Raw genomic sequence first — 24824 nt, 5'->3', positions numbered from 1 at the left:
GAGAATCCGTTCGTGACTGACTATCGCAAGCTCTTCGATCTCACCGGCAAGACGGCTGTGGTCCTCGGCGCCGGATCGGGCATCGGCAAATCGTCGGCCGAAGCGCTGGCCGGGCTCGGGGCCCGGATCGTCTGCGCCGATCGTGCGCTTGAAGTGGCGGAAGCGACTGCTGCCGGCATTCGCAACAAGGGCGGCTGGGCGGAAGCAGCGAGCTGCGACGCTGCGAGCGCTGCGGACATCGATGCGCTGGCCAAGACCGTGATGCAGAAATTTCCGCGGCTCGACATCGCGGTGACGACACCCGGGCTCAACATCCGCAAGACCATCCTCGACTACACCGAGGAGGATCTCGATCGCGTCCTGAGCCTCAACGTCAAGGGCACCGTCTTCTTCTTTCAGGCCTTCGGCCGCATCATGGTCGCGCAGAAGGGCGGCAGCATCATCGCCTGCTCCTCGGTGCGGGCGGTGACCATCGAGCCGGGCCTCGGCGTCTACGGCTCGACCAAGGCGGCGATCGGCCTTCTGGTGAAGGGCTTTGCCTCCGAGGTCGGCCATGCCGGCGTGCGCGTCAACGCGATCGCGCCCAGCATTGCCGAGACCGCGCTCACCGGTCCGTTCAAGCAACGGCCCGACATCTACAATCTCTATGCGGGCCACACCGTGTTCAACCGCTGGAGCAGTGCCGACGAGGTCGCGACCGCCGTCGCCTATCTCGCTTCGGACGCCGCAAGCTATGTCAGCGGCAGCACGCTGTTCGTCGACGGCGGCTGGACCGCCGTCGACGGTCCGCCGACCGGTCTCACCCAGCTGCACAAATAGGGCGGGCGTTTAGCCGGCGAAGCCCACGCGATGGCGCAGCTCTCGGTGATCTGCACCGGTCAGCAGTGCGATCAGCGCAGCTGCCTCTTTCGGATGTGCGGACTGCGCGGTTACGCCGGCCGTGTACATCGTCACGAGCTCGCATCCCGGCGGCAGAGATCCCGATAGTGCGATACCGTCGGTCGCGATGATCTCGGTCGCCTGCGTGCAGCCGATCGGTCGCGTCGCAGTCGAAGTCGCAAGCTCGCGCATCGCGGTCGCGCCATTTGGAAAGATCTTGAGACGCGAGGCGACCTCATAGGCGATGCCGAGCTGATCCAGCACCTTTGCGACGTGATGTCCTGCGGTCGAGGCTTTGGTGTCGGGGACGTAGATCGCGTCGGCGCCTCTCAGCACGTCGCGCAAATCGGCCTCGGTCTTCACCGTCACCCTGGGATCGCGGTTGCGGACCGCCAGCGCGGTCTCGACCCGGCCGACATCGGCGATCGAGGAGGGAACGACGAGCTTCTCCTCCGCCAGCTTCGCAAGCAGCGCCTGAGTCAGGATCACGAGATCGGCCGACGTGCCCGCCCGCAGCATGTCGGCCATGATGCCGACTGCGCCGAATTCGCCATCGATGTCGAAGCCGGTCCGCACCCTGAAGGCCTCGGCGAGGCCGCGCACCAGGCCTTGCGCCGCGCCGCCGCTCAAGATGGTTACTGTCGTCACGAGGCAAGCTCCGCAGCTGCAATGATCTTGTCGCGCGTAATCGGCAGGTCGCGCACGCGCACGCCCAGGCAATCATGGACGGCATTGGCGATCGCCGCCGTCACCGGGCCGTGTGCGGCCTCACCGGCGCCGACCGGCTCGATCTCCGGCCGCTGGATGATCTCGACATCCACCGCCGGCACTTCGCTGAATGTCAGAATCGGATATTCCGTCCAGGAGGTCGAAGTGATGCGCGTGCGGTCGAAACGGACGCGCTCCTTCAGCACCCAGCTCGTCGCCTGGATCGCGCCACCCTCGATCTGATTGATGACGCCGTCCGGATTGATGGCCTCGCCGACATCGACCGCCAAGGTCAGCCGTCTCACACGGATATCGTCGGCACCCTCGATCTCGGCAATGGCGGCGCAATAGGCACCCATGTTCTTGTAGCGCGCAAAGCCGATGCCGTGGCCGATACCGGGGCGCTTCTTCGGCTTCCATTCGGCACGTCGCGCCGCGGCGCTGATGACGTCTCGCGCCCGTTCGTCGCGCAGATGCCGCAGGCGGAACGCGATCGGATCTTCGCCGCGCAAGGCGGCGATCTCGTCGAGCAGTGACTCGATCGCGAACACGTTGCCTTGCCCGCCCAGCGTCCGCAGCGCCGAGGTGCGCACCGGCATGGTCAGCAGCCGGTGGCTCGTGACGATCCAGGCCGGGAAATCATAGAGCGGAACCGAGTTGCGGTCGCCGCCGCCGCCATTGGCCGCCGGCGGGTTGGACGAGATCATGCGCGGATAGGGATTGGCGATCTCGCTTGCCGCCAGCAGCGCCGGCTGCGCCGCGCGTCCCGGCCTTGCCGTGTGGCCATTGCTCCAGATCGCATGGCGCCAGCCGACGATCTCATTGTCGTTGTCAAGGTCAGCCTCGATCTCGATGGCCATGGCCGCACCGAACGGCGCATGGGACATCTCGTCGTGGCGCGACCATTGCACCCGCACCGGACGGCCGCTTGCCGCCTTGGCCAGCAGCACGGCATCGAGCGCGACGTCGTCGGCCGCGTTGTGTCCGTAGCAGCCGGCGCCCTCCATGTGCTCGACGACGATGTTCTCCGCCGGCAGCCTGAGCACGATCGCGAGGTCGGCACGCAGCAGGTAGACACCCTGGCTGTGCGTCCAGACGTGGACGCGATCACCGTCCCATCGCGCCATGGCACAGGAGGGCGCGATCGAGGCGTGGGCGATGTAGGGGCGGGTGTATTGCCGGCGGAGCGTTCGCGCGGGCTTGTGGGCCGACGCCGGCGCCCTGGTGTCGATGATGGTGGTCTCGACCGGCTGGCTCCGCAGGAAGCCAGCGAGGTCGTCTTCGTCGGGCAGCGGCTCGCCGACTGACCATGCCGCGCTTTTGCGCAGGGCCTTAAGCCCCGCTTCCGCCGCCGGCTCGTTATCGGCGACCACGCCGGCAAAGCCGCCATCGCGGACGATCGCGATGAGGCCGGTGACCGCGCGCGCAGCCTCCTCATCGAGTGCGATCAATTTGGCGCCCGAGATGTCCGGCCGCAACACGCGTCCATGCAGCAGGCCCGGCGGGGGGCAATCATGAATGAAGCGCCGCCGCGCGAACACCTTGTCGGGAATGTCGATGCGCTGGACTGAATGTCCGGCGACGGTGCGCCTGACGATGCTCTTTGCGGTCACGTCCGCGGTGGCATCGCGGTCGAGCGAGACTTCGCCGGCCAGTTCCCAATAGCTGGTCCTGATATTGCCGGGACCCGAGATCGTTCCGTCATCGACATCGAGCAGCGAGGCATCGACGCCGAAGCGGTCCGATGCCGCGCGTAGGAAGCGTTGCCGCACCTCGGCGCAGACGTGCCGGAGTGCGCGGCCGGATTGCTGGATCGAGAGACTCCCCGAGGTGACGCCTTCGTTCGGGCTGGTCGCCGTCGAGGCGCGGATCATGTCGATTCTGGCGGTCTCGACATCGAGCTCGTCCGCGGCGATTTGTGCCAGCGCCGTGACGATGCCCTGGCCGATCTCGACCTTGCCGGGCGAGATCGCAACACGGCCCTCATGGGTGAAACGCACCCAGGACGACAGTCTGGGATTGGCCGCGAGGCTGACCGGCAGCTTCGGGGCAGGGGATGGCGCGCTCATGACGCCGCAATCTCCGCGGCCGCACGAAGCACGGCGCGGACCATGCGGTTATGCGACCCGCAGCGGCACAAATTGCGATCCAGTGCGGTCCTGACTTCCGCCTCCGTAGGTGACGGATTGCGCTTCAGCAGCGCCGCCGCGCTGACAAGGATTCCGGAGACGCAATAGCCACATTGCATGGCCTGTTCGGAGATGAAAGCGCGCTGCAGCGGGTGTGGTCGCTCTGACGTGCCGAGGCCTTCCAGCGTGACGACCTCCTTGCCCGCGATCGACCACATCGGCAGGTCGCAGGAGGCCATTGCGCGGTCGCCGACCATGACGTGACAGGCGCCGCATTCACCCGCACCGCAGCCGAAATGCGGACTGGTGATGCCGAGCCGGCTGCGGAGCACGTCGAGCAGTGACTGGTCAGGATCGATCTCGACCGTCGTCGCCGCGCCGTTGAGCTGGAACTGGATGATGGTCATTGCGCGCTGCGGCCTCAGGACTTGTCGAACTTCTTGACGACGTCGGACCATTTCTCGATATCGCCGCGCAGGAATTTGTCGAACTGCTCCGGCGTCATCGACATGGGCACGGCGCCTTGTTCCGTCCAGAGCTTGACGATGTCGGCCCGCTTCACCATTGCGTTGACGGCGGCATTAAGCTTGTCGATCACAGGCTTCGGCGTGCCGGCCGGCGCCATCAGGCCGAGCCAGATCGTCGCCTCGTAGCCAGGGACGCCAGCTTCGATCGTGGTCGGCACGTTCGGCAGCACAGTCGAGCGCTGCTTGCCGGTCGTCGCGAGCGCGCGCACCTGGTTCTCGGCAATGTTCGGCGCCATCGCCGGCACCGCGTCGATCATCATCTGCACCTGTCCGCCGATCACGCCGCTACGCGCTTCACCGCTGTTGCGATAGGGGACATGGACGAGGTCGATGCCGGCCATGGCTTTGAACAGCTCGCCGGCCATGTGATAGGGCGTGCCCTGACCCGAGGAGGCATAGTTCAGCTTTCCGGGCTGCGATTTGGCGAGGGCGATGAACTCCTGGAGGGTCTTCGCCGGCACACCCGGGTTCACCACGATGACGAGATCGGAATAGTTCACCGGCGCGATGGGCGCGAGGTCGCGCATCAGCTCGTATTTGCGTTTGTCTGGCGTCAGCAGCGATTCATTCGCGGTCTGGGTGTTGGACATCATCAGCAGGGTGTAGCCGTCGGCCGGCGACTTCGCCGCTTCCACGGTGCCGATGACCCCGCCGGCACCGGTGCGGTTCTCGACCACGAAGGGCTGGCCGAAGCTCTCCTGGAGCACATTGCCGATCAGCCGGGCCGCGACGTCGGCCGGTCCGCCGGCTCCGAAGGGCACGACGATCCGGACCGCGTGGGTGGGATAATCCTGTGCGAATGAGGGGGCGGCCGGAACCATGGCCAGCAGGCCGGCAGCCAGCGCCAGCATGAAGCTTCGGGCTGTCATGCCCACCTCCCTGATGTCGTTCTTGTTGGCTGGCACAGTAGCGGGAGGAAATGCGGACTGTCGATGGCCTACAAAACTGGTCGGGCCGGGAATATCGAGCGGTTTTCGGTGTGCTTGCGCCGCATTTCGCGGCCGCAGCAGGAACCCTTGGCGCGCGCGGTTTGAGCAAATCGCATGGGCGTTGCCGGATAAATGCCCTCGGCTGACCGGTATTTTGGTGTTACGAACTGGGACATGAACCAGCACGCCAAGATCGAGATCCGCCATTCGACCTGCCCACATGATTGCCCCTCGGCCTGCGCCCTCGATGTCGAGGTGGTCGAGGGCCGCAGCATCGGTCGTGTTCGTGGTTCGAAAAAGCAGACCTACACGGCCGGCGTCGTCTGCGCCAAGGTCGCCCGCTACGCCGAGCGCATTCATCATCCCGAGCGGGTGATGTATCCGATGCGCCGCACCGGATCGAAGGGCTCGGGGCAATTCGCGCGGATCTCCTGGGACGAGGCGCTGGACGAGATCGGGCACCGCTTCAATGCGGCCGAGCGCGAGTTCGGCGCGGAATCGATCTGGCCCTATTACTACGCCGGCACGATGGGCCTCGTGATGCGCGACGGGCTCAACCGCCTCACCCATGTGAAGAAATATTCGCGCTTCTATCAGACCATCTGCGCCAATGTCGCCCGCGTTGGCTATGCCATCGGCACCGGCAAGATCGCCGGCGTCGACCCGCGCGAGATGGCGCTGTCCGATCTCGTCGTGATCTGGGGCACCAATCCTGTCAACACCCAGGTCAACGTGATGACGCACGCCTCCCGTGCTCGCAAGGAGCGCGGCGCGAAGATCGCGGCGGTCGACATCTACGACAACGAGACGATGAAGCAGGCTGACATCAAGATCATCCTGCGGCCCGGCACCGACGGCGCCTTCGCCTGCGGCGTCATGCATGTCCTGTTCCGGGACGGCTACGCCGACGGAGCCTATATGGACAAATACACGGACTGTCCTGCCGAGCTCGAGGCGCATCTGAAGACGCGCACGCCGGAATGGGCGTCGGCCATCTCAGGGGTGCCGGTGGCGGAGATCGAGGCCTTTGCCAAGGCAGTCGGCGAGACCCAGCGGACGTTCTTCCGTCTCGGCTACGGCTTCACCCGTTCACGCAATGGCGCGACGCAGATGCATGCGGCGCTGTGCATTCCCGCGGTGACCGGCGCCTGGCAGTATGAGGGCGGCGGCGCCTTCTTCAACAATTACGCGCTGTGGCACTTCAACGAATCCATCATCGAGGCCCACGACGCGATTGATCCGAGCGTCCGCGCGCTCGACCAGTCCAAGATCGGCCGCATCCTCACCGGCGATGCCGAAGCCCTGCACGGCAAGGGGCCGGTCAAGGCGCTGCTGATCCAGAACACCAACCCGATGACGGTGGCGCCGGAGCAGGCGCTGGTGCGACAGGGCTTTGCGCGCGAGGATCTGTTCGTCGCGGTGCACGAGCAGTTCATGACCGAGACGGCGCAGATGGCCGACATCGTGCTGCCAGCGACTATGTTCATGGAGCACGACGATCTCTATTACGGCGGCGGTCACCAGCACATCTCGGTCGGCCCGAAGCTGATCGCCCCGCCCGGCGAATGCCGCTCCAACCATGAAGTGTTGCAGGCGCTGGCGCCGCGGCTCGGTGCCAAGCATCGAGGTTTCGAGATGACGCCGCGCGAATTGATCGACGCGACGCTGAAGCTGAGCAACCACGGCGACATTGCCGGCCTCGAAGCCGACATCTGGCGCGACCTGCAGCCGGACTTCCGCACCTCGCATTTCCTCGACGGCTTTGCCCATGCCGACGGGAGATTCCATTTCAGGGCCGACTGGGCGCATCCGCCGTTCGGCGTGACGATGGGCGATGTCGACAAAATGCCTGAGCTGCCGGACCATTGGGGGATGATCGAGCACTCCGACCAGGCGCATCCGTTCCGGCTTTCGACCAGCCCGTCGCGCAGCTTCCTCAACACCACCTTCAACGAAACGCCGTCCTCGCAGGCGCACGAGGGCAAGGCGAGCGTGATGATCCACCCGTTGGATGCAGCCTCCCTCGACATCGCCGACGGTGATGCGGTGACGCTCGGCAACACCCGCGGCGAGACCACGCTGGTTGCGACGCTGTTCGACGGCGTGCGGCGCGGCGTGCTGATCGCGGAGTCGGTTCATCCCAACAAGAACCACATCGGTGGGCGCGGCATCAACATGCTGACCGGCGCTGAAACCGTCGCGCCGATCGGCGGGGCCGCATTCCATGACAACAAGGTCTGGATCAGGAAAGCGGTCGCCTGAGCGCGCCCGGCTATCGCCGCGCAGTTTGCGTCGAGGCGCTAAAGCAGCGCCGCGCGGCAGTTTGCGCTTGCACCCTTCGCCCGAGCTGCTGCAAATGGCGGCAATCGGAGCCACGGAAGCGAACGTGCCATGAGCGACACCACAGCCATCATCACCGAAAAGCGCGGACAGGCGTTCTGGATCACCATCAACCGGCCGGAGAAACGCAACGCGCTGAACGGAGACGTCATCGCCGGCGTCACCAAAGGCTATCGCGATGCGCATGACGACAAGGACGTCCGCGTCATCGTGCTGACGGGCGCGGGCGACAAGGCGTTCTGCGCGGGCGCCGATCTGCAGAATTCCGGCGCCGCGTTCGCGATGGATCATTCCAAACCAAATGTCGACTATGCCGATCTGCTACGTTTGTCACAGAACGCCACCAAGCCAGCGATTGCGCGGGTCGGCGGCGTCTGCATGGCCGGCGGCATGGGCCTGCTCTGCATGACCGACATGGCGGTTGCGGCCGATCACGTCGTATTCGGCCTGCCGGAGGTGAAGGTCGGTGTCTTCCCGATGCAGGTGCTGAGCCTTCTCCAGAGCATCGCGCCGCCACGGCTCGTGAATGAATGGGCGCTCACGGGCGAGCCGTTCGACGCCAGGGCCGCGCACGCTGCAGGTCTCCTCAACTACGTGGTGCCCGCGGCCGAGCTCGATGCCAAGGTCGATTGGCTGATCGGCCGCATTGTCGACAAATCCCCGACCGCGATCCGCCGCGGCAAATACGCCATGCGCGCCATCGCCTCGATGTCGTTCGACGAGAGCATCGCCTACACCGAGAGCCAGATCGCGCTGCTCGCGATGACCGAGGACGCCAAGGAAGGCCTGAAGGCGTTCAGCGAGAAGCGGAAGCCGGTCTGGACGGGGCGTTGAGAACGCGGCCACTGCCCTCTGCTGTCAAGCCCCGCCTAATTGCGCAATTGCGCACGGGGGCGAGGCATCCAGTACGCCGCGGCCTATCCGTATGCTCGCACTGTCTCGGAGTACTGGATCGCCCGCTTTGCGGGCGATGACACCGAGTCTGTTTTCAAGTGCGTGCCACAAGCTCACAATGGCGGAACATGACGACGCGACGTCTCGGGCCTCACCCCGCATTGGCCTTCAGCCCGGCGGCCTGGATGCCCGCGACGGCGCAAGCTTCGTCATTGTCGGAGGTGTCGCCGGACACGCCCACGGCGCCGAGCAGCGTAGTACCGTCCATGATCAGCACGCCGCCGGGGACCGGCACCAGCGCGCCCTTGGCGATCGTGTTCACCGCGTCGATGAAATAGGCCTGCTCCTGCGCGCGCTGGAACAGGGCGCGCGAGCCCATGCCCATGGCGAGCGCGCCATAGGCCTTGCCGTGCGCGATCTCCGCGCGCATCAGGCTGGTGCCGTCCTGCGCGGCGGCCAGCTTGAGCACGCCACGCGCGTCCAGGATGGTGACGACCAGCGGCTTGAGCTTCAGCTCGGCGGGTTTGGCGAAGGCGGCGTCGAGGATTTTTCGGGCGGTATCGAGCGTGAGGTCAGCCATGGCTGGTTTCCTTTGTAGCGGTTGAGGTTGAATTGGTGTCGGCGCGATCGATGCTCAGCGCCAGCACGCGTGCGACGTGAAGCGCCTCGCGCTGCGTGCCGTCGTGGATCTGGTGGCGGCAGGAGGTGCCGTCGGCGACGACGAGGGTATTCTGATCAGCCTTGCGCACGGCGGGCAGCAGCGACAGCTCGGCCATCTCGATCGAGGCGTCATAGGTGTCCGCGCCGTAACCGAACGCTCCGGCCATGCCGCAGCAGCTCGACTCGATGGTTTCGACCTTGAGGCCGGGGACGAGACGCAGCACCTGCTCGATCGGCTTTAAGGCGCCGAAGGATTTTTGATGGCAGTGGCCGTGCACGACGGCCTTCTCGGCAACGTGGCCAAGCGGCAGTTGCAGCCTTCCGGCTGCGGCTTCGCGCACCAGAAACTCCTCGAAGGTGAGGGCATGCGCGCCGATCGCCTTGGCGTCGGCGTCCTTGCGGAGCGAAGCGAGCTCGTCCCGCAGCGTCAGCAGGCAGCTTGGCTCCAGGCCGACGATCGGCACGCCGCGCGCGGCAAAAGGCGCGAAGGCGCTCCCCAGCCGGTCGAGCTCGGCCTTCGCTTCGTCGACGAGGCCGGCAGAGAGGAAGGTTCGGCCGCAGCAGAGCGGGCGGCTGCCGCTTGCAGGCCTGGGCAGATGCACGCGATAGCCGCCCGCTGCCAGCACACGCAGCGCGGCGTCGAGGTTTTCGCGCTCATAGATGCGGTTGAAAGTATCCGTGAACAGCACGACCTCCCGGCCGCTCTCCGGCCCGACCACATCCGCCGGCGGTGCGAATATATCGCTGCGGAAGGCGGGCAGGGTGCGGCGCGCGCTGATGCCGGCAAAGCGTTCGAACAGTTCTCGGAGCAAGGGGCTGCGGTTGCGCAAATTCGCTAGCGGTGCAAAGCGCGAGGCGAGGCCAGCATAGCGCGGCAGATAGCCGACCAGCCGGTCGCGCAATGTCAGCCCGTGAGAAGCGACGCGCGCCGCCAGCACTTCGATCTTCATCTTGGCCATGTCGACGCCGGTCGGGCACTCATGGCGGCAGGCCTTGCAGGAGACGCAGAGTTTCAGCGTCTCCATCATCTCGTCGGAAGAGAGTGCATCCGGGCCGAGCTGGCCGGAGATCGCAAGCCGCAGCGTGTTGGCGCGGCCGCGCGTGACGTCCTTCTCGTTGCGCGTGGCGCGATAGGACGGGCACATCACGCCGCCCTCGAGCTTGCGGCAGGCGCCGTTGTTGTTGCACATCTCGACCGCGCCCTGGAAACCGCCGCCGGCGCCGGGATAGGCAGACCAGTCGAGCCTGGTCCTCAGCTCGCCGACACGATAGTCCGGCTTGAAGCGAAACAGCGAGCGGTCGTCCATCTTCGGCGCATCGACGATCTTGCCGGGATTGAGCACGCCATCGGGATCGAAGCGCTGCTTTACTTCCCTGAAGTCGGCGACGAGGCGCTCGCCGAACATCGTCGCGTGGAATTCGGAGCGCACCAGGCCGTCGCCATGCTCGCCGGAATGCGAGCCCTTGTATTCGCGCACCAGCGCAAACGCCTCTTCGGCGATGGCACGCATCGCCTTGACGTCCTTTTCCTGCTTCAAGTTCAGCACCGGGCGCACATGCAGGCAGCCCTCGGAGGCGTGCGCGTACATCGTGCCGCTGGTGCCATGCCTGGCGAACACCTCGTTCAGCCGCGCGGTGTAGTCGGCCAGATGCGGCAGCGGCACGGCGCAGTCCTCGACGAAGGAGACGGGCTTGCCTTCCTGCTTCATCGACATCATGACGTTGAGGCCGGCGGCGCGGAAATCGGCGATGCCGCTCTGCAGTGCCGGTTCGATGATCTCAACCACGCCGCCCCATTTGCGCGGCTCATTATTCCAGCCGAAGCCGAGATCACTCATCAATTCGCCGAGCTGCTTGAGGCGCACGAGGTTGTCCGCCTGGTCCTCCTCCGCGAACTCCACCACCAGCACCGCGTCCGGATCGCCCTTGATCGCCGTATTGATGATCGGCTTGAACATCGCGATGTCGCGCCCGAGCGCGATCATGGTGCGGTCGACCAGCTCGACCGCGATTGGCTTCAGCTTGACCAGGTGCTGGGCCGCATCCATTGCCTCGTAAAAACTGCCGAAATGGCAGACGCAGAGCGCCTTGTTGCGGATGACGGGCCACAGCTTCAGCTCGACCTTGGTGGTGAAGGCGAGGGTGCCCTCGGAGCCAACCAGTAGGTGCGCCATGTTGTTCGGCGCATTGCGCGGCACCAGCGCATCGAGATTATAGCCGCCGACGCGGCGCTGCACTTTTGGGAAGCGCGCGGCGATCTCATCGGACTCGCGCATTCCGAGATCGAGCATGTCGCGGAACAGGGCGCGGGTGCTGTCGCCGGCGTCGAGATCGGAGAGATCGCGCGAGACCTCGCCGTATCGGCTCAGCGTGCCGTCGGCGAGCGCGGCCTCCATCGACAGTGTGTTGTCGCGCATGGTGCCGTAGCGCAGGCTGCGGCCGCCGCAGGAATTGTTGCCGGCCATGCCGCCGATGGTGGCGCGCGAGGCCGTGGAGACGTCCACCGGGAACCAGAGCCCGTGCTTTTTGAGCTGGCGGTTGAGGTCGTCGAGCACGATACCGGGCTCTACCACGCAGGTGCGGGCCTCGACGTCGAGCGACAGGATCCGGTTCAGGTGCTTTGAGAGATCGACCACCAGCCCGTCATTGACGGTCTGGCCGCATTGCGAGGTGCCGCCGCCGCGCGGGGTGACCTTCAGCCCCCCGTCGCGAGCGATCGCCAGCGCCCGCAGCGCTTCGTCCATGGTCCGGGGGACGACCACGCCCGCCGGCACGATCTGGTAGAACGAGGCGTCGGTGGCGTAGCGGCCGCGGCTGAAGGGGTCGAACAAGACGTCGCCGGTCAATTCCGACCGCAGGCGCTGTTCGAGCGTGGAGGCGTTTGTCATCCCTGATCCCGGACTGCCTCAGCGGGGCCTAGGCCTTGCCGAGTTATTCATTACGGTTCCAGACCGATTATGTTATGAATGCAAAATGAGCAAGTCGACGGCCCTCAAGGCGCTGCCGGCGCGTCATCTTGAGGTTCGGTCAGGTGCTCGATCGCCGCCGTCCGCTTGTTGCGCAGGTGCTGGAACAGGATGTCGCTGAGTTCGCTGCCGGCGCGGCGGCGCAGTGCATCGAGGATGGCCTCATGCTCGCGCATCGCTTCGGCCCAGCGCTGCCGCTTGCGGGCGAAATTGGCGGAGTAGCGGACGCGGCGGATCCGCCCGGCGAAGTTGGCGTAGGCGCTCTTCAGCGTCTCGTTGCGCGCGGCCGCGACGATGCTCTCGTGAATACGCTGGTTGGTCTGGAAATAGCCGTGCATGTCGCGGTGCAGATAGTGGCCGTACATCTCGTAATGCAGTTGCTCGATCGCGATGATTTCCGCATCCGTAATAGCCTCGCAGGCGAGGCGCCCGGCCAGGCTTTCCAGCCCTGCCATCACGTCGAACAGTTCTTCGAGGTCGCGCTGGCTGAGTTGGCGCACGCGTGCGCCGCGGTTGGGTAATAGCTCGATCAGGCCTTCGGCGGCGAGCACTTTCAGCGCTTCACGCAAAGGCGTACGGGAGATGCCGAGCATCTCGCAGAGCTGGCGCTCTGGAACGCGGGCTCCTTCCGAAATGTTGCCTTCGACCACGTAGTCGCGCAGCCGCAGCAGGATTTCGCCATGGAGCGAGGCCTCGTGATGGTTTTCCTGCCGGTCGCCGCCGCTGCCGGCGGGTGGGGTGATCGGAACCCCGGTGTCGGGAATCGTGGATTTCATTTGCAGCACAGTAGTTTGCCCGTTCGGTCGCGTCGATGTCCTCAATCGAATACCAAATTTCGATTGAAAGGACAAAAAATGAATGCAAAATAGCCCCAGGACCGGACATAACCCGTCGCCAGGGAGGTTTTCATGCATCAGGGGCGCCATTTCCTTCAGATTCCGGGCCCGAGTCCGGTCCCCGAGCGCGTCCTGCGCGCCATGGACATGCCCGTGATCGACCACCGCAGCGCGGAGTTCGGCGAGCTCGGCCGCACCGTGCTCGAAGGCAGCCAGAAGATCTTCCAGACCAAGGGGCCAGTGGTGATCTTCCCCTCGTCGGGGACCGGTGCCTGGGAAGCCGCGATCGTCAACACGCTGTCGCCGGGCGACAAGGTGCTGATGGTCGAGACCGGCCATTTCGCGACGCTGTGGCGGCAGATGGCCGGGCGCTTCGGCATCGAGGTCGACTTCGTGCCCGGCGACTGGCGCCGCGGTGCTGATCCCGCGGTGATCGAGGCAAGGCTCACCGAGGACAAGGCGCGCGCGATCAAGGCCGTCATGGTCGTGCACAACGAGACCTCGACCGGCGCGCCCAGCCGCATCGCCGAGATCCGCGCCGCGATCGACCGCACCGGCCATCCTGCCCTGCTGATGGTCGACACCATCTCCTCGCTCGGCTCTGTCGACTACCGCCACGACGAATGGAAGGTCGACGTCAGCGTCAGCTGCTCGCAGAAGGGTTTCATGCTGCCGCCCGGTCTCGGCTTCAACGCGATCTCGGAGAAAGCGCTGGCTGCGTCCAAGACCAACAAGATGCTGCGCTCCTATTTCGACTGGGAGGAGATGCTCAAGCCGAATGCCAAGGGTTTCTTCCCCTACACGCCCGCAACCAACCTGCTCTACGGCCTGCGCGAGGCGATCGCGATGCTGCTCGAGGAGGGGCTCGCCAACGTTTTCGCCAGGCATCAGCGGCTTGCCGCGGCGACGCGCGCCGCCGTCAATCATTGGGGGCTGGAAGTGCTCTGCCAGGAGCCGGCGGAGTTCTCGCCGGTGCTGACGGCCGTGCTGATGCCGCCCGGCCATGACGCCGATCAGTTCCGCAAGATCGTGCTCGACAACTACAACATGTCACTCGGTTCGGGCTTGTCGAAGGTCGCCGGAAAAGTCTTTCGCATCGGCCATCTCGGCGAATGCAACGCGCTCACTTTGCTCGGCGCGCTCATCGGCGTCGAGATGGGCCTGTCGGTGGCCGGCGTGCCGCATCGCTCCGGCGGCGTCGACGTCGCGATGAAGCTCCTGGAGCAGCGTCCGCAAGGCAACGCATCGCCGCATCTGAAGATCGTCGGCACGTAAAGGTGGTCCGCAACGGGGCCGCTCGGGGGCAGGCCGGCCCGCTATGCACGAACGGTCCCTTTGGAGGAGGGGACAAGCCGGCCAAATGGTGCTATTCGGCGGCCATCAAAACCAAGGCTAGACCGGGAAGGACGCCTATGACCGTGCATACTGGAAGGCATTTCTTACAGATTCCAGGACCGACCAATGTGCCCGACCGCGTGCTGCGGGCGATGGACATGCCGACGCTGGACCATCGCGGTCCGGAATTCGCCGAGCTCGGTTTTGCGGTGCTTGCCGCAATGCAGCGCGTGTTCCGCACCAAGCAGCCCGTGATCATCTTCCCCTCGTCTGGCACCGGCGCTTGGGAAGCGGCCATGGTCAACGTGTTTTCGCCCGGCGACAAGGTTTTGATGTGCGAGACCGGCCAGTTCGCCGTGCTGTGGCGCGGCATTGCCGACAAGTTCAAGCTCGACGTCGACTTCATCCCGAGCGACTGGCGCCATGGCGCCGATCTCGCCGAGATCGAGAAGCGCCTTGCTGCCGACAAGCAGCACGCAATCAAGGCGGTGTGCGTCGTGCATAACGAGACCTCGACCGGCTGCGTGACGCCGCCGCTGCAGGTCCGCGAGCTGCTCGACCGCGTCAAGCATCCGGCGCTCTTGATGGTCGACACCATCTCTGGCCTTGGCTCGATGGAATACGAACACGACGCCTGGGGCATCGACGTCTCGGTCGCTGGCTCCCAGAAGGGCCTGATGCTGCCGCCCGGCCTCGGCTTCAATGCCGTCTCGGCGAAGGCGCTCGCGGTCGCCAAGGCCAATCCGGGCATGCGCTCCTACTGGGACTGGCAGGAGGGCATCACCTTCAACAAACTCGGCACCTTCCCCTATACACCTGCGACCAATCTGCTCTACGGCCTGCGTGAAGCCGTGAAGATGCTGGAGGAGGAGGGGCTGGAGAACGTCTGGACCCGCCACAAGCGCCACAGCGCGGCAACGCGCGCGGCGGTCAAGGTCTGGGGCCTGGAGACGCAGTGCTCCGACCCGGCTGCGCACTCGCCTGCGCTGACCGGCGTGCGCGTGCCCGAGGGCTTTGATGCCGACGCCTTCCGCAAGGTCGTGCTGGAGAACTTCGACATGTCGCTCGGCACCGGTCTGAACAAGGTCAAGGGCAAAGTGTTCCGCATCGGGCATATCGGCCATTTCAACGATCTGATGCTGATGGGCACGCTCGCCGGCGTCGAGATGGGCCTGGATCTTGCAAAGATCCCGCACCGGAGCGGCGGTGTGCTGGCGGCAATGGACGTCCTGAAGGGACGCGACGTGGTGCCGATGACCAAGGTTCAGGTGGCCTAAGGATCAGGTCGCTTAAGGGCGGCCTGATTGAACTGTAGTGAAGAAAGTGAGCGCGCGATGAACGCACCGGCAACGACCAACGAAGACCTGCTCTACTCCGTCACCGACGGCATCGCGCGGATCACCTTCAACCGCCCCCAGGCGCGCAACGCCATGACCTTCGCCATGTATGACCGCATGGCGGAGATCTGCCAGGAGATCAACGCCGACCGTTCGATCAAGGCGCTGATCCTGACCGGCGCCGGCGACAAGGCGTTCGCCTCCGGTACCGACATTTCCCAGTTCCGTGCGTTCAAGACCGCGCAGGACGCACTCGACTACGAGGCGCGCATCGACCGCGTGCTCGGCACGCTCGAGCAGTGCCGCGTGCCCGTGATCGCGGCGATCGCGGGGGCCTGCACCGGCGGTGGCGCCGGGATTGCCGCCTGCTGCGATCTGCGCATCGGCACCGAGACGACGCGGATGGGCTTTCCGATCGCGCGCACGCTCGGCAACTGCCTGTCGATGTCCAACATCAGCCGCGTCGTCGCACTGGTCGGACCTGCCCGCACCAAGGATCTGATCTTCAAGGCGCGCCTCGTCGAGGCGCCGGAAGCGCTGGCGCTGGGCCTGCTCAACGAGGTCGTGCCCGACGTCGAGACGCTGCAGCGCCGCGCCGACGAGACCGCAAAGCTCGTCGCCAGCCATGCGCCGCTCACGCTGGAAGCCACCAAGGAAGCGGTGCGCCGCATCCGCCGGACGCTGTCGCGCGAGGAAGGCGAGGATCTGATCCTCAAGGCCTATATGAGCGAAGATTTCCGCGAGGGCATGGACGCCTTCCTCAACAAGCGCGCGCCGGTCTGGAAGGGCAAGTAGCGCGCCTCGTCAGCCGAAAGTCATATGCGACGGAATGTCCACCGGCTTGAACTCACAACCTTTAGTCCGCACAATGCATCGATAAATTTCCCGGCATCACAAAGCCAATAATAACCAGGGGACGAAACTCGTGCGTATTCCAGTGAAAGCCGTCGGGGCTGCGACGGCCCTGTTGTTGAGCATGCCGGCGTTCGCCGGCTGGGAGCCGGCAAAACCGGTGGAGATCGTCGTGGCGGCGGGCGCGGGCGGGGCCTCCGACCAGATGGCCCGGATGATGCAGGCCGCGATCCAGAAGAACAATCTGATGAAGCAGCCGATCGTCGTCTCGCTCAAGGGCGGCGCTTCGGGCGCGGAAGCGCTGATGTACATGAAGTCCAGCGAGGGCGATCCGAACAAGGTGCTGATCGCCTATTCGCTGATCTACATGCTGCCGCTGTCAGCGAAGATCCCGTTCAACTGGCGCGAGCTGACCCCGGTCTCGGTGATCGCGCTCGACCAGTTCGTGCTGTGGGACAACAGCGCCGGGCCCAAGTCGGTGAAGGAGTTTGTCGCGGCCGCGAAGGCTGCGAGCGCACCCTTCAAGATGGGCGGCACCGGCTCCAAGCGCGAGGATCACGTGCTGACCGTCTTCCTCGAGCAGAAGACCGGCGCGAAGTTCTCCTATCTGCCCTACAAGTCCGGTGGCGAGGCCGCGACCCAGCTGGTCGGCAATCACACCGAAGCCAACGTCAACAATCCATCCGAAAATCTCGAAGTCTGGCGCGCGGGCCAGGTGCGTCCGCTCTGCGTGTTCGACAAGGAGCGCATCTCCTACACCAGCAAGGTGACGGACACCCAGTCGTGGGCCGACATTCCGACCTGCAAGGAGGAGGGTGTCGACGTGCAATATCTGATGCTGCGCGCGATGTTCCTGCCCGGCAAGGTCACGCCGGAGCAACAGGCGTTCTACGTCGAGCTGTTCCACAAGGTGACGCAGACTGCGGAGTACAAGGAGTACATGGAGAAGCAGGCGTTGAAGCCGATCTTCCTCACCGGCAAGGACATGGTCCAGTTCCTCGAGGAGGATGATGCGCAGAACAAGTCGCTGATGACCGAAGCCGGGTTCGTCGCGAAGTAACCACCTCCGGTGTCATGCCCTGCCTAGTGCGCAATTGCGCACGGGGGGCGGGGGATCCAGTATCGCACAGAGCTCAACGATACGGCCTCTGCACGGACTACTGGATCATCCGCTTTCGCGGATGATGACAGCGCAATTTGATCTGGCAGCTCATGTCCCAAACCGATCTGGAAATCGTCGTCGACGATCCGACCGCGCCTGAAGACGACTCGCCCTCCGTCGTGTCCTCCGGCACGATCGAGATCGTCGTCTGCGTTCTGCTGCTCGCGCTGGCCGTCACGCTCGGCTACGACAATTGGCGCACCGGCGCGTCCTGGGATACGACCGGCCCCGAGCCTGGCTATTTCCCGTTCTATCTCTCCATCGTCCTCGGCGGCGGCAGCCTCTATGGCCTGATCGCCGCACTGGTCGCGCACCGCAGGGCGCCCGAGACCTTCGTCACGCACGCGCAGGCGCGCCGCGTGATGGCGGTGTTCGTGCCGACCCTGCTGTTCTGCCTGGTCACACAGTTCCTCGGCCTCTATGTCGCGAGCTTCCTCCTGATCGCGGGCTTCATGCGTCTCGTCGGCAAGATCGCGCCGTGGAAGTCGCTGCTCACCGCGTTCGTGTTCACGGCGATCATGTTCGTCACCTTCGACATCGCCTTCGACGTCATCATGCCGAAAGGGCCGCTCGAAGCGGCCTTCGGCCGTTAGGCGGTCGCGCGATGGAAGCTCTTGGTCTCCTGCTTCACGGCTTCGCCGTCCTGCTCACCTGGAAGACACTCGTGCTGATGATGGTCGGGCTGGTGCTCGGCATCTTCGTCGGCGTGCTGCCGGGGCTCGGCGGCCCCAACGGCGTCGCTATCCTGCTGCCGCTGACCTTCACGATGGATCCGACCTCAGCGATCGTGATGCTGTCCTGCATCTATTGGGGCGCGCTGTTCGGCGGCGCGATCACCTCGATCCTGTTCAACATTCCCGGCGAAGCCTGGTCGGTCGCAACCCCCTTCGACGGTTATCCGATGGCACAGCAGGGCAGGGCGGCGGAGGCCCTGACGGCGGCGTTCACGTCCTCCTTCGTTGGTTCGCTGGTCGCGGTGCTGCTGATCACCTTCCTCGCGCCGATGATCTCGTCCTTTGCGCTGAAATTCGGCCCGCCCGAGTTCTTTGCGGTGTATCTGCTCACCTTCTGCTCCTTCGTCGGATTGGGGCGTGAGGCCAAGCACAAGACGGTCATCTCGATGTCGCTGGGCCTGCTGCTGGCCGGCATCGGCATGGACACCGTGTCGGGCAATCTCCGCATGACCTTCGGCTCGCCGGAGCTGCTGCGCGGCATCAACTTCCTGGTCGCCGTCATCGGCCTGTTCGGCATCAGCGAGATCCTGCTGACGATGGAGGAGCGCCTCGCGCTGCGCGGACACGCCGCGAGCATTTCGCTGCGCGTCGTGCTCGGCGTCTGGAAGGACCTGCCGAAATACTGGGTGACGCTGCTGCGCTCATCCTTCATCGGCTGCTGGCTCGGCATCACCCCTGGCGGCGCGATCGCGGCCTCCTTCATGGGCTACAATCTTGCAAAACGCTTTGCGAAAGAACCCGAGAGCTTCGGCAGGGGGCGCATCGAGGGCGTGTTCGCGCCGGAGACGGCGGCGCATGCCTCCGGCACCTCGGCGCTGCTGCCGATGCTGGCGCTCGGCATTCCCGGCTCGGGCACCGCGGCGATCCTGCTCGGCGGGGTGATGGTGTGGGGGCTCAATCCGGGCCCGCTGCTGTTCGTCGAGCACAAGGACTTCGTCTGGGGCCTGATCGCCTCGATGTATCTCGGCAATGTCGTCGGCCTCGTGCTGGTGTTGACGACGGTGCCGATCTTCGCCTCGATCCTGCGCGTGCCGTTTGCCGCGGTGGCTCCGATGATCGTGGTGTCCTGCGCGATCGGCGCTTACGCGATCCAGAACGCGATGTTCGACATCTGGCTGATGCTCGGCTTCGGCGTGGTCGGTTACGTCTTCAAGAAGATCGGCATTCCGCTGGCGCCGTTCACCCTCGCGCTGGTGCTCGGCAACCGCGCCGAGGACGCCTTTCGTCTGTCGATGATCGGCGCCGGCGGCGATCTCAAGGTGTTCTGGTCGAACGGCCTGGTCGGCTCGATCACGACGCTGGCGATCGTGCTGCTGTTCTGGCCGGTGATCGACGGTGTGCTTGCTCGCGTCGGGCTGACCCAGGGGACGAGAGCGACATCGCAATAGGTCGGACTCACACCACCTTGGCGTCCCTGAGCCCCGCAATCTCGTCGGCGCCGAAGCCGAACTCTTTCAGCACCTCGTCGGTCTGCTCGCCGAATTCCGGCGGCCGCGCCACCATCTTGCTCGGCGTGCGGGACAGCGTCACGGGCTGACCGACCAGGCGGATAGGGCGGCCCTCCTCGTTTGGCACATCCTGGGCGATGCCGAGATGCCGGACCTGGGCGTCATCGAACATCTGGTCGATGGCGTAGATCGGCCCGCAGGGCACGCCGGCCTCGTTGAGCTCGCGGACCCAGGTCTCGGTCGACTTCGTCACGGTGCGCTTCTCGATCTCGGCGTTGAGCGCGTCGCGGTTCTTGGAGCGGGCAGGGGCGGTGGCATAGTCGGGATGGGCATAGAGTTCCGGTGCGCCGATTGCCTGCGCGCAGCGTTCCCAGATCCGTCCGCCGGTGGTGGCGATGTTGATGTAGCCGTCAGAGGTCTTGAACACGCCGGTCGGGATGCTGGTCGGATGGTTGTTCCCGGCCTGCTTGGCGACCTCTTTCTCCATCAGCCAGCGCGCGGCCTGGAAGTCGAGCATGAAGATCTGTGCCTGGAGCAGCGAGGTCTGCACCCACTGGCCCTTGCCCGAGACTTCGCGCTCGAGCAGCGCGGTGAGGATGCCCATGGCGCAGAACAGGCCGGCCGTCAGGTCGGCGACGGGAATGCCGACGCGCATCGGGCCTTCGCCCGGCGCCCCGGTGATCGACATCAGCCCGCCCATGCCTTGCGCGATCTGATCGAAGCCGGGCCGCTTGTGATAGGGGCCATCCTGGCCGAAGCCGGAGATGCTGCCATAGACGATGCGCGGGTTGATCTTGGCGAGGCTGTCGTAGTCGATGCCGAGCTTCTTCTTCACATCGGGCCGGAAATTCTCGACCACGACGTCGGCCTTGGCTGCAAGGCGCTTGAACACGGCCAGCCCGCGCTCGTCCTTCAGGTTCAGCGTCATGGCCCGCTTGTTGCGATGCAAATTCTGAAAGTCGGAGCCTCGCCGGGGGCCGCCCGGCTGCTCGCCGCCGGCGTCTTCGGTCAGCGCATCGATCTTGATGACATTCGCCCCCCAGTCCGCCAGCTGCCGCACGCAGGTGGGCCCGGACCGGACGCGGGTCAGATCGAGCACGGTGAAGCGCGACAGGGCTTCCGAGGCATGCGGAAAGGGCATCTTGCAAGGCTCCAGGACAGATTGCGGGCCTACCATAGTGCCGAAAGACCACGCGACAAGCCCGGCCCGGCGCCGGTCCCGCCTGCCGAAATGCCATGCCTGATGCGGTGTCTGCGATCAGCGCGGCAGGCGCTTCAACCCGGCCCGCGCCTGCTCGGCCAGGGGATCATCGCCGTGACGCGCAATGAAGAGCTCGAGCGCCTCGCGCGTTCCCTTGCGGCGCGCAGCTTGGTATTCCTCCGCCACCGCAACGGCGGGATCGCGGGCCATCGGCATGGAGGGCGCGCGCGCCGCCTTGCCGCTGTCGTCCGCCTTGGCCTTCTCCACCATGACAGGCAGTCCTCCGAGGGGGTGATGGGCCGATCCGGCAAGTACGACCAGGGCGCCAAGCAGGCCGGCCCGAAGTGAACGTCGTTTCATGAAGACCCTATAAGTTACGGGTGTTCCGGGAACGAAACCTTTGCGCGTCTCCCGTATGACTACGGGATTTGATGGCTAACACTGCCTTAGGGAAGCGCCGCGAACGCCGCTGCCCCATTTAAACCAAACGTTTAACTCTCTAGCTAGAATCATGTGCCCTCGCGGCGAATCACACGACGCGTTGCTTTGGAGATTCAATTGGCTACCGCTGTAAATGTCAGTGCCACCAACAACGCCGAGATCGATGGCCTGCTGTCGGGCTACAAATGGTCAGGCACGATCACCTACAGCTTTCCTGACGCACCGAGCGACTATGCCAATCCCTACAGCGGCGGCGACAGCGAGCCGACTACGTCGGGCTTTGCCGCGGCGCCCACCCAGATCCAGGCGGCGATCAATTACGCGATCGGGCTGATCCTCAGCTACACCAACGCCAACATCCAGTACGCGGGCACGAACGGCGCCGACATCATGATCGCGCAGTCGCCGGCGGCCAATCCGACCGCCTACGCCTACTATCCCGGTAACTACGCGCCCGGCGGCGACGTCTGGTTCGGCACCCAATATAATTTCTCGCTGGCCAAGCTCGGCAACTATTACTTCACGACCGCGCTGCACGAGCTCGGCCATGCCTTTGGCCTCAAGCACAGCCAGGAGGCCGGCGGCCCCGCCAACGTCGCGGTGCCGAGCGCGCATGACGACAGCGAATACACCGTCATGAGCTACCGCAGCTATGTCGGCGCTTCGACCACGTCCGGCTACACCAACGAGGCGTATGGCTATCCTCAGACCTACATGGCCAACGATATCCTCGCGCTCCAGACGATGTACGGCGCGGACTATACGACCCAAAGCGGCAACACCGTCTACACCTGGAATCCGACCACCGGCCAGGAGTTCATCAACGGTGTTGGGCAGCTGGCGCCGGGCGGCGGCGCCGGCGGCTCGGCCAACCGCATCTACGAGACGGTCTGGGACGGCGGCGGCGTCGACACCTATGACCTGTCGAACTACACGACCAACCTTAGCATCAACCTCAATCCCGGCGCCTCGTCGGTGTTCTCCTCGGTGCAGCTGGCGTATCTCGGCGACGGCCATTACGCGTCGGGCAACGTCTACAACGCCTATCTCTATAGCGGCGACGCCCGCTCCTACATCGACAACGCCATCGGTGGATCCGGCAATGACACCATCGTCGGCAACTCCACCGCCAATACGCTGAACGGCGGCAGTGGTAACGACACCATTACCGGCGGGGCGGGCAACGACACCATCATCGGCGGCGTCGGCACCGACACCGCCGTGTTTTCGGGCAACCGGGCGAGCTACACGATTTCGTACAACGCGAGTACGCAGACCTTCACCATAGCCGATCAGCGCTCCGGCTCGCCTGACGGTACCGACACCATCACCGGCGTCGAATATCTTCAGTTCGCCGATAGCACGATTGCAAGCGTCAGCGTGATCAACGTTGCGATCGAGGCGATCGGGTCGACTAGTCTGGTGCAGACGGGAGACAATTTCTATCTTAAGGCCATCAGCACGGGCAGCGGGCCTGTCCTGAAGTACTCCGGCTCGCCGGTCAGCGCCACTGCGTTTGGGACCTGGGCGCCTATCGCAGCGGAGCAGACCGGCAGCGGATACGACGTGGCCTGGAGGGACACGGCGACAGGTCTCTACACGGTCTGGAGCACGGACAGCAACGGCAACTACACGGCCAATATCGTTCCCCAGGTGACGGGGACGAACGCATCACTTCGATCGATCGAGACCACCTTCCAGCAAGACCTCAATGGCGATGGGACCATCGGTATTCCCAGCGCCACGCTCGAGGCGCAGGGCTCGACCAAGCTGGTGCAGACGGGAGACAATTTCTATCTCGAGGCCATCAGCACGGGCAGCGGGCCTGTCCTGAAGTACTCCGGCTCGCCGGTCAGCGCCCTTGCGTTCGGGACCTGGGCGCCCATCGCAGCGGAGCAGACCGGCGGCGGATACGACGTGGCCTGGAGGGACACGGCGACAGGTCTCTACACGGTCTGGAGCACGGACAGCAACGGCAACTACACGGCCAATATCGTTCCCCAGGTGACGGGGACGAACGCATCACTTCAATCGATCGAGACCACCTTCCAGCAAGACCTCAATGGCGATGGGACCATCGGTATACCCACCGTCACGCTTGAGGCGCAGGGCTCGACCAAGCTGGTGCAGACGGGAGACAATTTCTTTCTCGAGGCCATCAGCACGGGCAGCGGACCTGTCCTGAAGTACTCCGGCTCGCCGGTCAGCGCCACTGCGTTCGGGACCTGGGCGCCTATCGCAGCGGAGCAGACCGGCGGCGGATACGACGTGGCCTGGAAGGACGCGGCGACAGGTCTCTACACGGTCTGGAGCACGGACAGCAACGGCAATTACACGGCCAATATCGTCCCCCAGGTGACGGGGACGGACGCATCACTTCGATCGATCGAGACCACCTTCCAGCAAGACCTCAATGGCGATGGGACCATCGGTATTCCCAGCGTCACGCTTGAGGCGCAGGGCTCGACCAAGCTGGTGCAGACGGGAGACAATTTCTATCTCGAGGCCATCAGCACGGGCAGCGGGCCTGTCCTGAAGTACTCCGGCTCGCCGGTCAGCGCCCTTGCGTTCGGGACCTGGGCGCCCATCGCAGCGGAGCAGACCGGCGGCGGATACGACGTGGCCTGGAAGGACGCGGCGACAGGTCTCTACACGGTCTGGAGCACGGACAGCAACGGCAACCACACGGCCAATATCGTTCCCCAGGTGACGGGGACGAACGCATCACTTCAATCGATCGAGACCACCTTCCAGCAAGACCTCAATGGCGATGGGACCATCGGTATTCCCACCGTCACGCTTGAGGCGCAGGGCTCGACCAAGCTGGTGCAGACGGGAGACAATTTCTTTCTCGAGGCCATCAGCACGGGCAGCGGACCTGTCCTGAAGTACTCCGGCTCGCCGGTCAGCGCCACTGCGTTCGGGACCTGGGCGCCTATCGCAGCGGAGCAGACCGGCGGCGGATACGACGTGGCCTGGAAGGACGCGGCGACAGGTCTCTACACGGTCTGGAGCACGGACAGCAACGGCAACTACACGGCCAATATCGTCCCCCAGGTGACGGGGACGAACGCATCACTTCGATCGATCGAGACCACCTTCCAGCAAGACCTCAATGGCGATGGGACCATTGGAGTTCCTCCGGCGGCTGCTGGGGCCGACGCATCATCTGCAACGGAGCTTCTCCAGCGGCACAACGAAGGTTTCGTTTTCCAACCTGGAATCGAGCTCACTGGTAAGACGGATACCAGTTCTATCCATAGCGGATTGCCGGATCTTTCAAGCCGCCTGCTTGACATTGGATTGCTCTTGGAGACGCAAGCGTCCTCGTTTGATCATGGATCTTGGGAAGGCCAGCGGAGTGATCAGGCCTTCTCCTCTACTGACCATTCAAGCCCATCCCACATCACTGAGCTTCTGATGCGAACCTTCCTATTTCACTAAAG

General features: G+C 64.8%; 19 protein-coding genes. 10 read left to right on the top strand and 9 right to left on the bottom strand.

Annotated features, from left to right (window positions below):
- The first annotated feature begins 12 nt into the window (after window positions 1-12).
- Window positions 13-819 carry an SDR family NAD(P)-dependent oxidoreductase gene (locus X268_RS22160; RefSeq protein WP_128926888.1) on the top strand — a complete coding sequence of 269 codons (807 nt, stop codon included), beginning with the start codon at window positions 13-15 and terminating at the stop codon, window positions 817-819.
- Between the two features lie 9 nt (window positions 820-828).
- Here the strand turns inward: X268_RS22160 and X268_RS22155 are convergent, their stop codons facing one another.
- Genes X268_RS22155 through X268_RS22140 form a run of 4 tightly spaced genes read right to left on the bottom strand, consistent with a single transcriptional unit; the run spans window position 829 to window position 5112 of the window.
- Complete coding sequence (locus X268_RS22155) at window positions 829-1527, bottom strand: molybdate ABC transporter substrate-binding protein (protein ID WP_128926887.1); 699 nt, start codon at window positions 1525-1527, stop codon at window positions 829-831.
- Entirely contained in the window at window positions 1524-3656 is a 2133-nt protein-coding gene (locus X268_RS22150) for a xanthine dehydrogenase family protein molybdopterin-binding subunit (RefSeq protein ID WP_128926886.1), read from the bottom strand. The genes X268_RS22155 and X268_RS22150 overlap by 4 nt, the downstream gene beginning before the upstream one ends.
- Window positions 3653-4123 (bottom strand): (2Fe-2S)-binding protein, encoded by a 471-nt coding sequence (locus tag X268_RS22145; protein WP_128926885.1) that lies wholly within the window; start codon window positions 4121-4123, stop codon window positions 3653-3655. Before X268_RS22145 ends, X268_RS22150 begins: the two co-directional genes overlap by 4 nt.
- Before the next feature lie 14 nt (window positions 4124-4137).
- On the bottom strand, window positions 4138-5112 hold the full coding sequence (locus X268_RS22140; protein ID WP_164937860.1) for a tripartite tricarboxylate transporter substrate binding protein: 975 nt from the start codon (window positions 5110-5112) through the stop codon (window positions 4138-4140).
- A gap of 234 nt (window positions 5113-5346) precedes the next feature.
- Here X268_RS22140 and X268_RS22135 point away from each other — a divergent pair, with 234 nt between their 5' ends.
- Together X268_RS22135 and X268_RS22130 are read left to right on the top strand one after the other, a co-directional pair.
- Window positions 5347-7434: a molybdopterin-dependent oxidoreductase gene (locus X268_RS22135; protein ID WP_128926883.1), complete on the top strand. Its 2088-nt coding sequence runs from the start codon at window positions 5347-5349 to the stop codon at window positions 7432-7434.
- A gap of 129 nt (window positions 7435-7563) precedes the next feature.
- Window positions 7564-8346 carry an enoyl-CoA hydratase/isomerase family protein gene (locus tag X268_RS22130; protein ID WP_128926882.1) on the top strand — a complete coding sequence of 261 codons (783 nt, stop codon included), beginning with the start codon at window positions 7564-7566 and terminating at the stop codon, window positions 8344-8346.
- Between the two features lie 211 nt (window positions 8347-8557).
- On the opposite strand, the gene X268_RS22125 is transcribed toward X268_RS22130, so the two are convergent.
- From X268_RS22125 to X268_RS22115, 3 genes are all read right to left on the bottom strand, one after another.
- The gene (locus tag X268_RS22125) at window positions 8558-8986 is read right to left on the bottom strand and encodes a GlcG/HbpS family heme-binding protein (protein WP_128926881.1); all 429 of its coding nucleotides are present in this window, start codon (window positions 8984-8986) and stop codon (window positions 8558-8560) included.
- Entirely contained in the window at window positions 8979-11954 is a 2976-nt protein-coding gene (locus X268_RS22120; RefSeq protein WP_128926880.1) for an FAD-binding and (Fe-S)-binding domain-containing protein, read from the bottom strand. Before X268_RS22120 ends, X268_RS22125 begins: the two co-directional genes overlap by 8 nt.
- 104 nt (window positions 11955-12058) lie before the next feature.
- Window positions 12059-12808, bottom strand: coding sequence for a GntR family transcriptional regulator (locus X268_RS22115; protein ID WP_164937859.1), 750 nt, complete (start codon window positions 12806-12808; stop codon window positions 12059-12061).
- A 132-nt stretch (window positions 12809-12940) separates the two neighbouring features.
- On the opposite strand from X268_RS22115, the gene X268_RS22110 reads away from it, so the two are divergent.
- The 6 genes from X268_RS22110 (at window position 12941) to X268_RS22085 (ending at window position 19676) form a co-directional block, all read left to right on the top strand.
- Window positions 12941-14143 (top strand): pyridoxal-phosphate-dependent aminotransferase family protein, encoded by a 1203-nt coding sequence (locus X268_RS22110; protein WP_128926879.1) that lies wholly within the window; start codon window positions 12941-12943, stop codon window positions 14141-14143.
- Between the two features lie 137 nt (window positions 14144-14280).
- On the top strand, window positions 14281-15480 hold the full coding sequence (locus X268_RS22105; protein WP_128926878.1) for a pyridoxal-phosphate-dependent aminotransferase family protein: 1200 nt from the start codon (window positions 14281-14283) through the stop codon (window positions 15478-15480).
- Between the two features lie 57 nt (window positions 15481-15537).
- Window positions 15538-16335 (top strand): enoyl-CoA hydratase/isomerase family protein, encoded by a 798-nt coding sequence (locus X268_RS22100; RefSeq protein WP_128926877.1) that lies wholly within the window; start codon window positions 15538-15540, stop codon window positions 16333-16335.
- A 181-nt stretch (window positions 16336-16516) separates the two neighbouring features.
- Window positions 16517-17452, top strand: a complete 936-nt coding sequence (locus X268_RS22095) for a Bug family tripartite tricarboxylate transporter substrate binding protein (protein ID WP_128929343.1) — start codon at window positions 16517-16519, stop codon at window positions 17450-17452.
- A gap of 152 nt (window positions 17453-17604) precedes the next feature.
- Window positions 17605-18147, top strand: coding sequence for a tripartite tricarboxylate transporter TctB family protein (locus X268_RS22090; RefSeq protein ID WP_128926876.1), 543 nt, complete (start codon window positions 17605-17607; stop codon window positions 18145-18147).
- Between the two features lie 11 nt (window positions 18148-18158).
- Window positions 18159-19676, top strand: a complete 1518-nt coding sequence (locus X268_RS22085; RefSeq protein WP_128926875.1) for a tripartite tricarboxylate transporter permease — start codon at window positions 18159-18161, stop codon at window positions 19674-19676.
- Window positions 19677-19683: 7 nt separating this feature from the next.
- Here the strand turns inward: X268_RS22085 and X268_RS22080 are convergent, their stop codons facing one another.
- Both X268_RS22080 and X268_RS22075 read right to left on the bottom strand, forming a co-directional pair.
- Window positions 19684-20877 carry a CaiB/BaiF CoA transferase family protein gene (locus tag X268_RS22080; protein ID WP_164937858.1) on the bottom strand — a complete coding sequence of 398 codons (1194 nt, stop codon included), beginning with the start codon at window positions 20875-20877 and terminating at the stop codon, window positions 19684-19686.
- A 117-nt stretch (window positions 20878-20994) separates the two neighbouring features.
- The gene (locus X268_RS22075) at window positions 20995-21207 is read right to left on the bottom strand and encodes a hypothetical protein (RefSeq protein WP_347341900.1); all 213 of its coding nucleotides are present in this window, start codon (window positions 21205-21207) and stop codon (window positions 20995-20997) included.
- Between the two features lie 288 nt (window positions 21208-21495).
- Between X268_RS22075 and X268_RS22070 the strand changes: the two genes are divergently transcribed.
- Complete coding sequence (locus X268_RS22070) at window positions 21496-24822, top strand: M10 family metallopeptidase C-terminal domain-containing protein (RefSeq protein ID WP_128926872.1); 3327 nt, start codon at window positions 21496-21498, stop codon at window positions 24820-24822.
- Window positions 24823-24824: the final 2 nt, after the last annotated feature.

The sequence above is a fragment of the Bradyrhizobium guangxiense genome (genome assembly GCF_004114915.1).
Classification (GTDB): domain Bacteria; phylum Pseudomonadota; class Alphaproteobacteria; order Rhizobiales; family Xanthobacteraceae; genus Bradyrhizobium; species Bradyrhizobium guangxiense.
This window is presented reverse-complemented; position numbering and strand designations above follow the sequence as displayed.

Coding starts and splice junctions, on each gene's coding strand:
- X268_RS22150 (WP_128926886.1), bottom strand. CDS start 3,656: ATGAGCGCGCCATCCCCTGCCCCGAAGCTGCCGGTCAGCCTCGCGGCC.
- X268_RS22145 (WP_128926885.1), bottom strand. CDS start 4,123: ATGACCATCATCCAGTTCCAGCTCAACGGCGCGGCGACGACGGTCGAG.
- X268_RS22140 (WP_164937860.1), bottom strand. CDS start 5,112: ATGACAGCCCGAAGCTTCATGCTGGCGCTGGCTGCCGGCCTGCTGGCC.
- X268_RS22135 (WP_128926883.1), top strand. CDS start 5,347: ATGAACCAGCACGCCAAGATCGAGATCCGCCATTCGACCTGCCCACAT.
- X268_RS22130 (WP_128926882.1), top strand. CDS start 7,564: ATGAGCGACACCACAGCCATCATCACCGAAAAGCGCGGACAGGCGTTC.
- X268_RS22125 (WP_128926881.1), bottom strand. CDS start 8,986: ATGGCTGACCTCACGCTCGATACCGCCCGAAAAATCCTCGACGCCGCC.
- X268_RS22120 (WP_128926880.1), bottom strand. CDS start 11,954: ATGACAAACGCCTCCACGCTCGAACAGCGCCTGCGGTCGGAATTGACC.
- X268_RS22115 (WP_164937859.1), bottom strand. CDS start 12,808: ATGAAATCCACGATTCCCGACACCGGGGTTCCGATCACCCCACCCGCC.
- X268_RS22110 (WP_128926879.1), top strand. CDS start 12,941: ATGCATCAGGGGCGCCATTTCCTTCAGATTCCGGGCCCGAGTCCGGTC.
- X268_RS22105 (WP_128926878.1), top strand. CDS start 14,281: ATGACCGTGCATACTGGAAGGCATTTCTTACAGATTCCAGGACCGACC.
- X268_RS22100 (WP_128926877.1), top strand. CDS start 15,538: ATGAACGCACCGGCAACGACCAACGAAGACCTGCTCTACTCCGTCACC.
- X268_RS22095 (WP_128929343.1), top strand. CDS start 16,517: ATGCCGGCGTTCGCCGGCTGGGAGCCGGCAAAACCGGTGGAGATCGTC.
- X268_RS22090 (WP_128926876.1), top strand. CDS start 17,605: ATGTCCCAAACCGATCTGGAAATCGTCGTCGACGATCCGACCGCGCCT.
- X268_RS22085 (WP_128926875.1), top strand. CDS start 18,159: ATGGAAGCTCTTGGTCTCCTGCTTCACGGCTTCGCCGTCCTGCTCACC.
- X268_RS22080 (WP_164937858.1), bottom strand. CDS start 20,877: ATGCCCTTTCCGCATGCCTCGGAAGCCCTGTCGCGCTTCACCGTGCTC.
- X268_RS22075 (WP_347341900.1), bottom strand. CDS start 21,207: ATGGTGGAGAAGGCCAAGGCGGACGACAGCGGCAAGGCGGCGCGCGCG.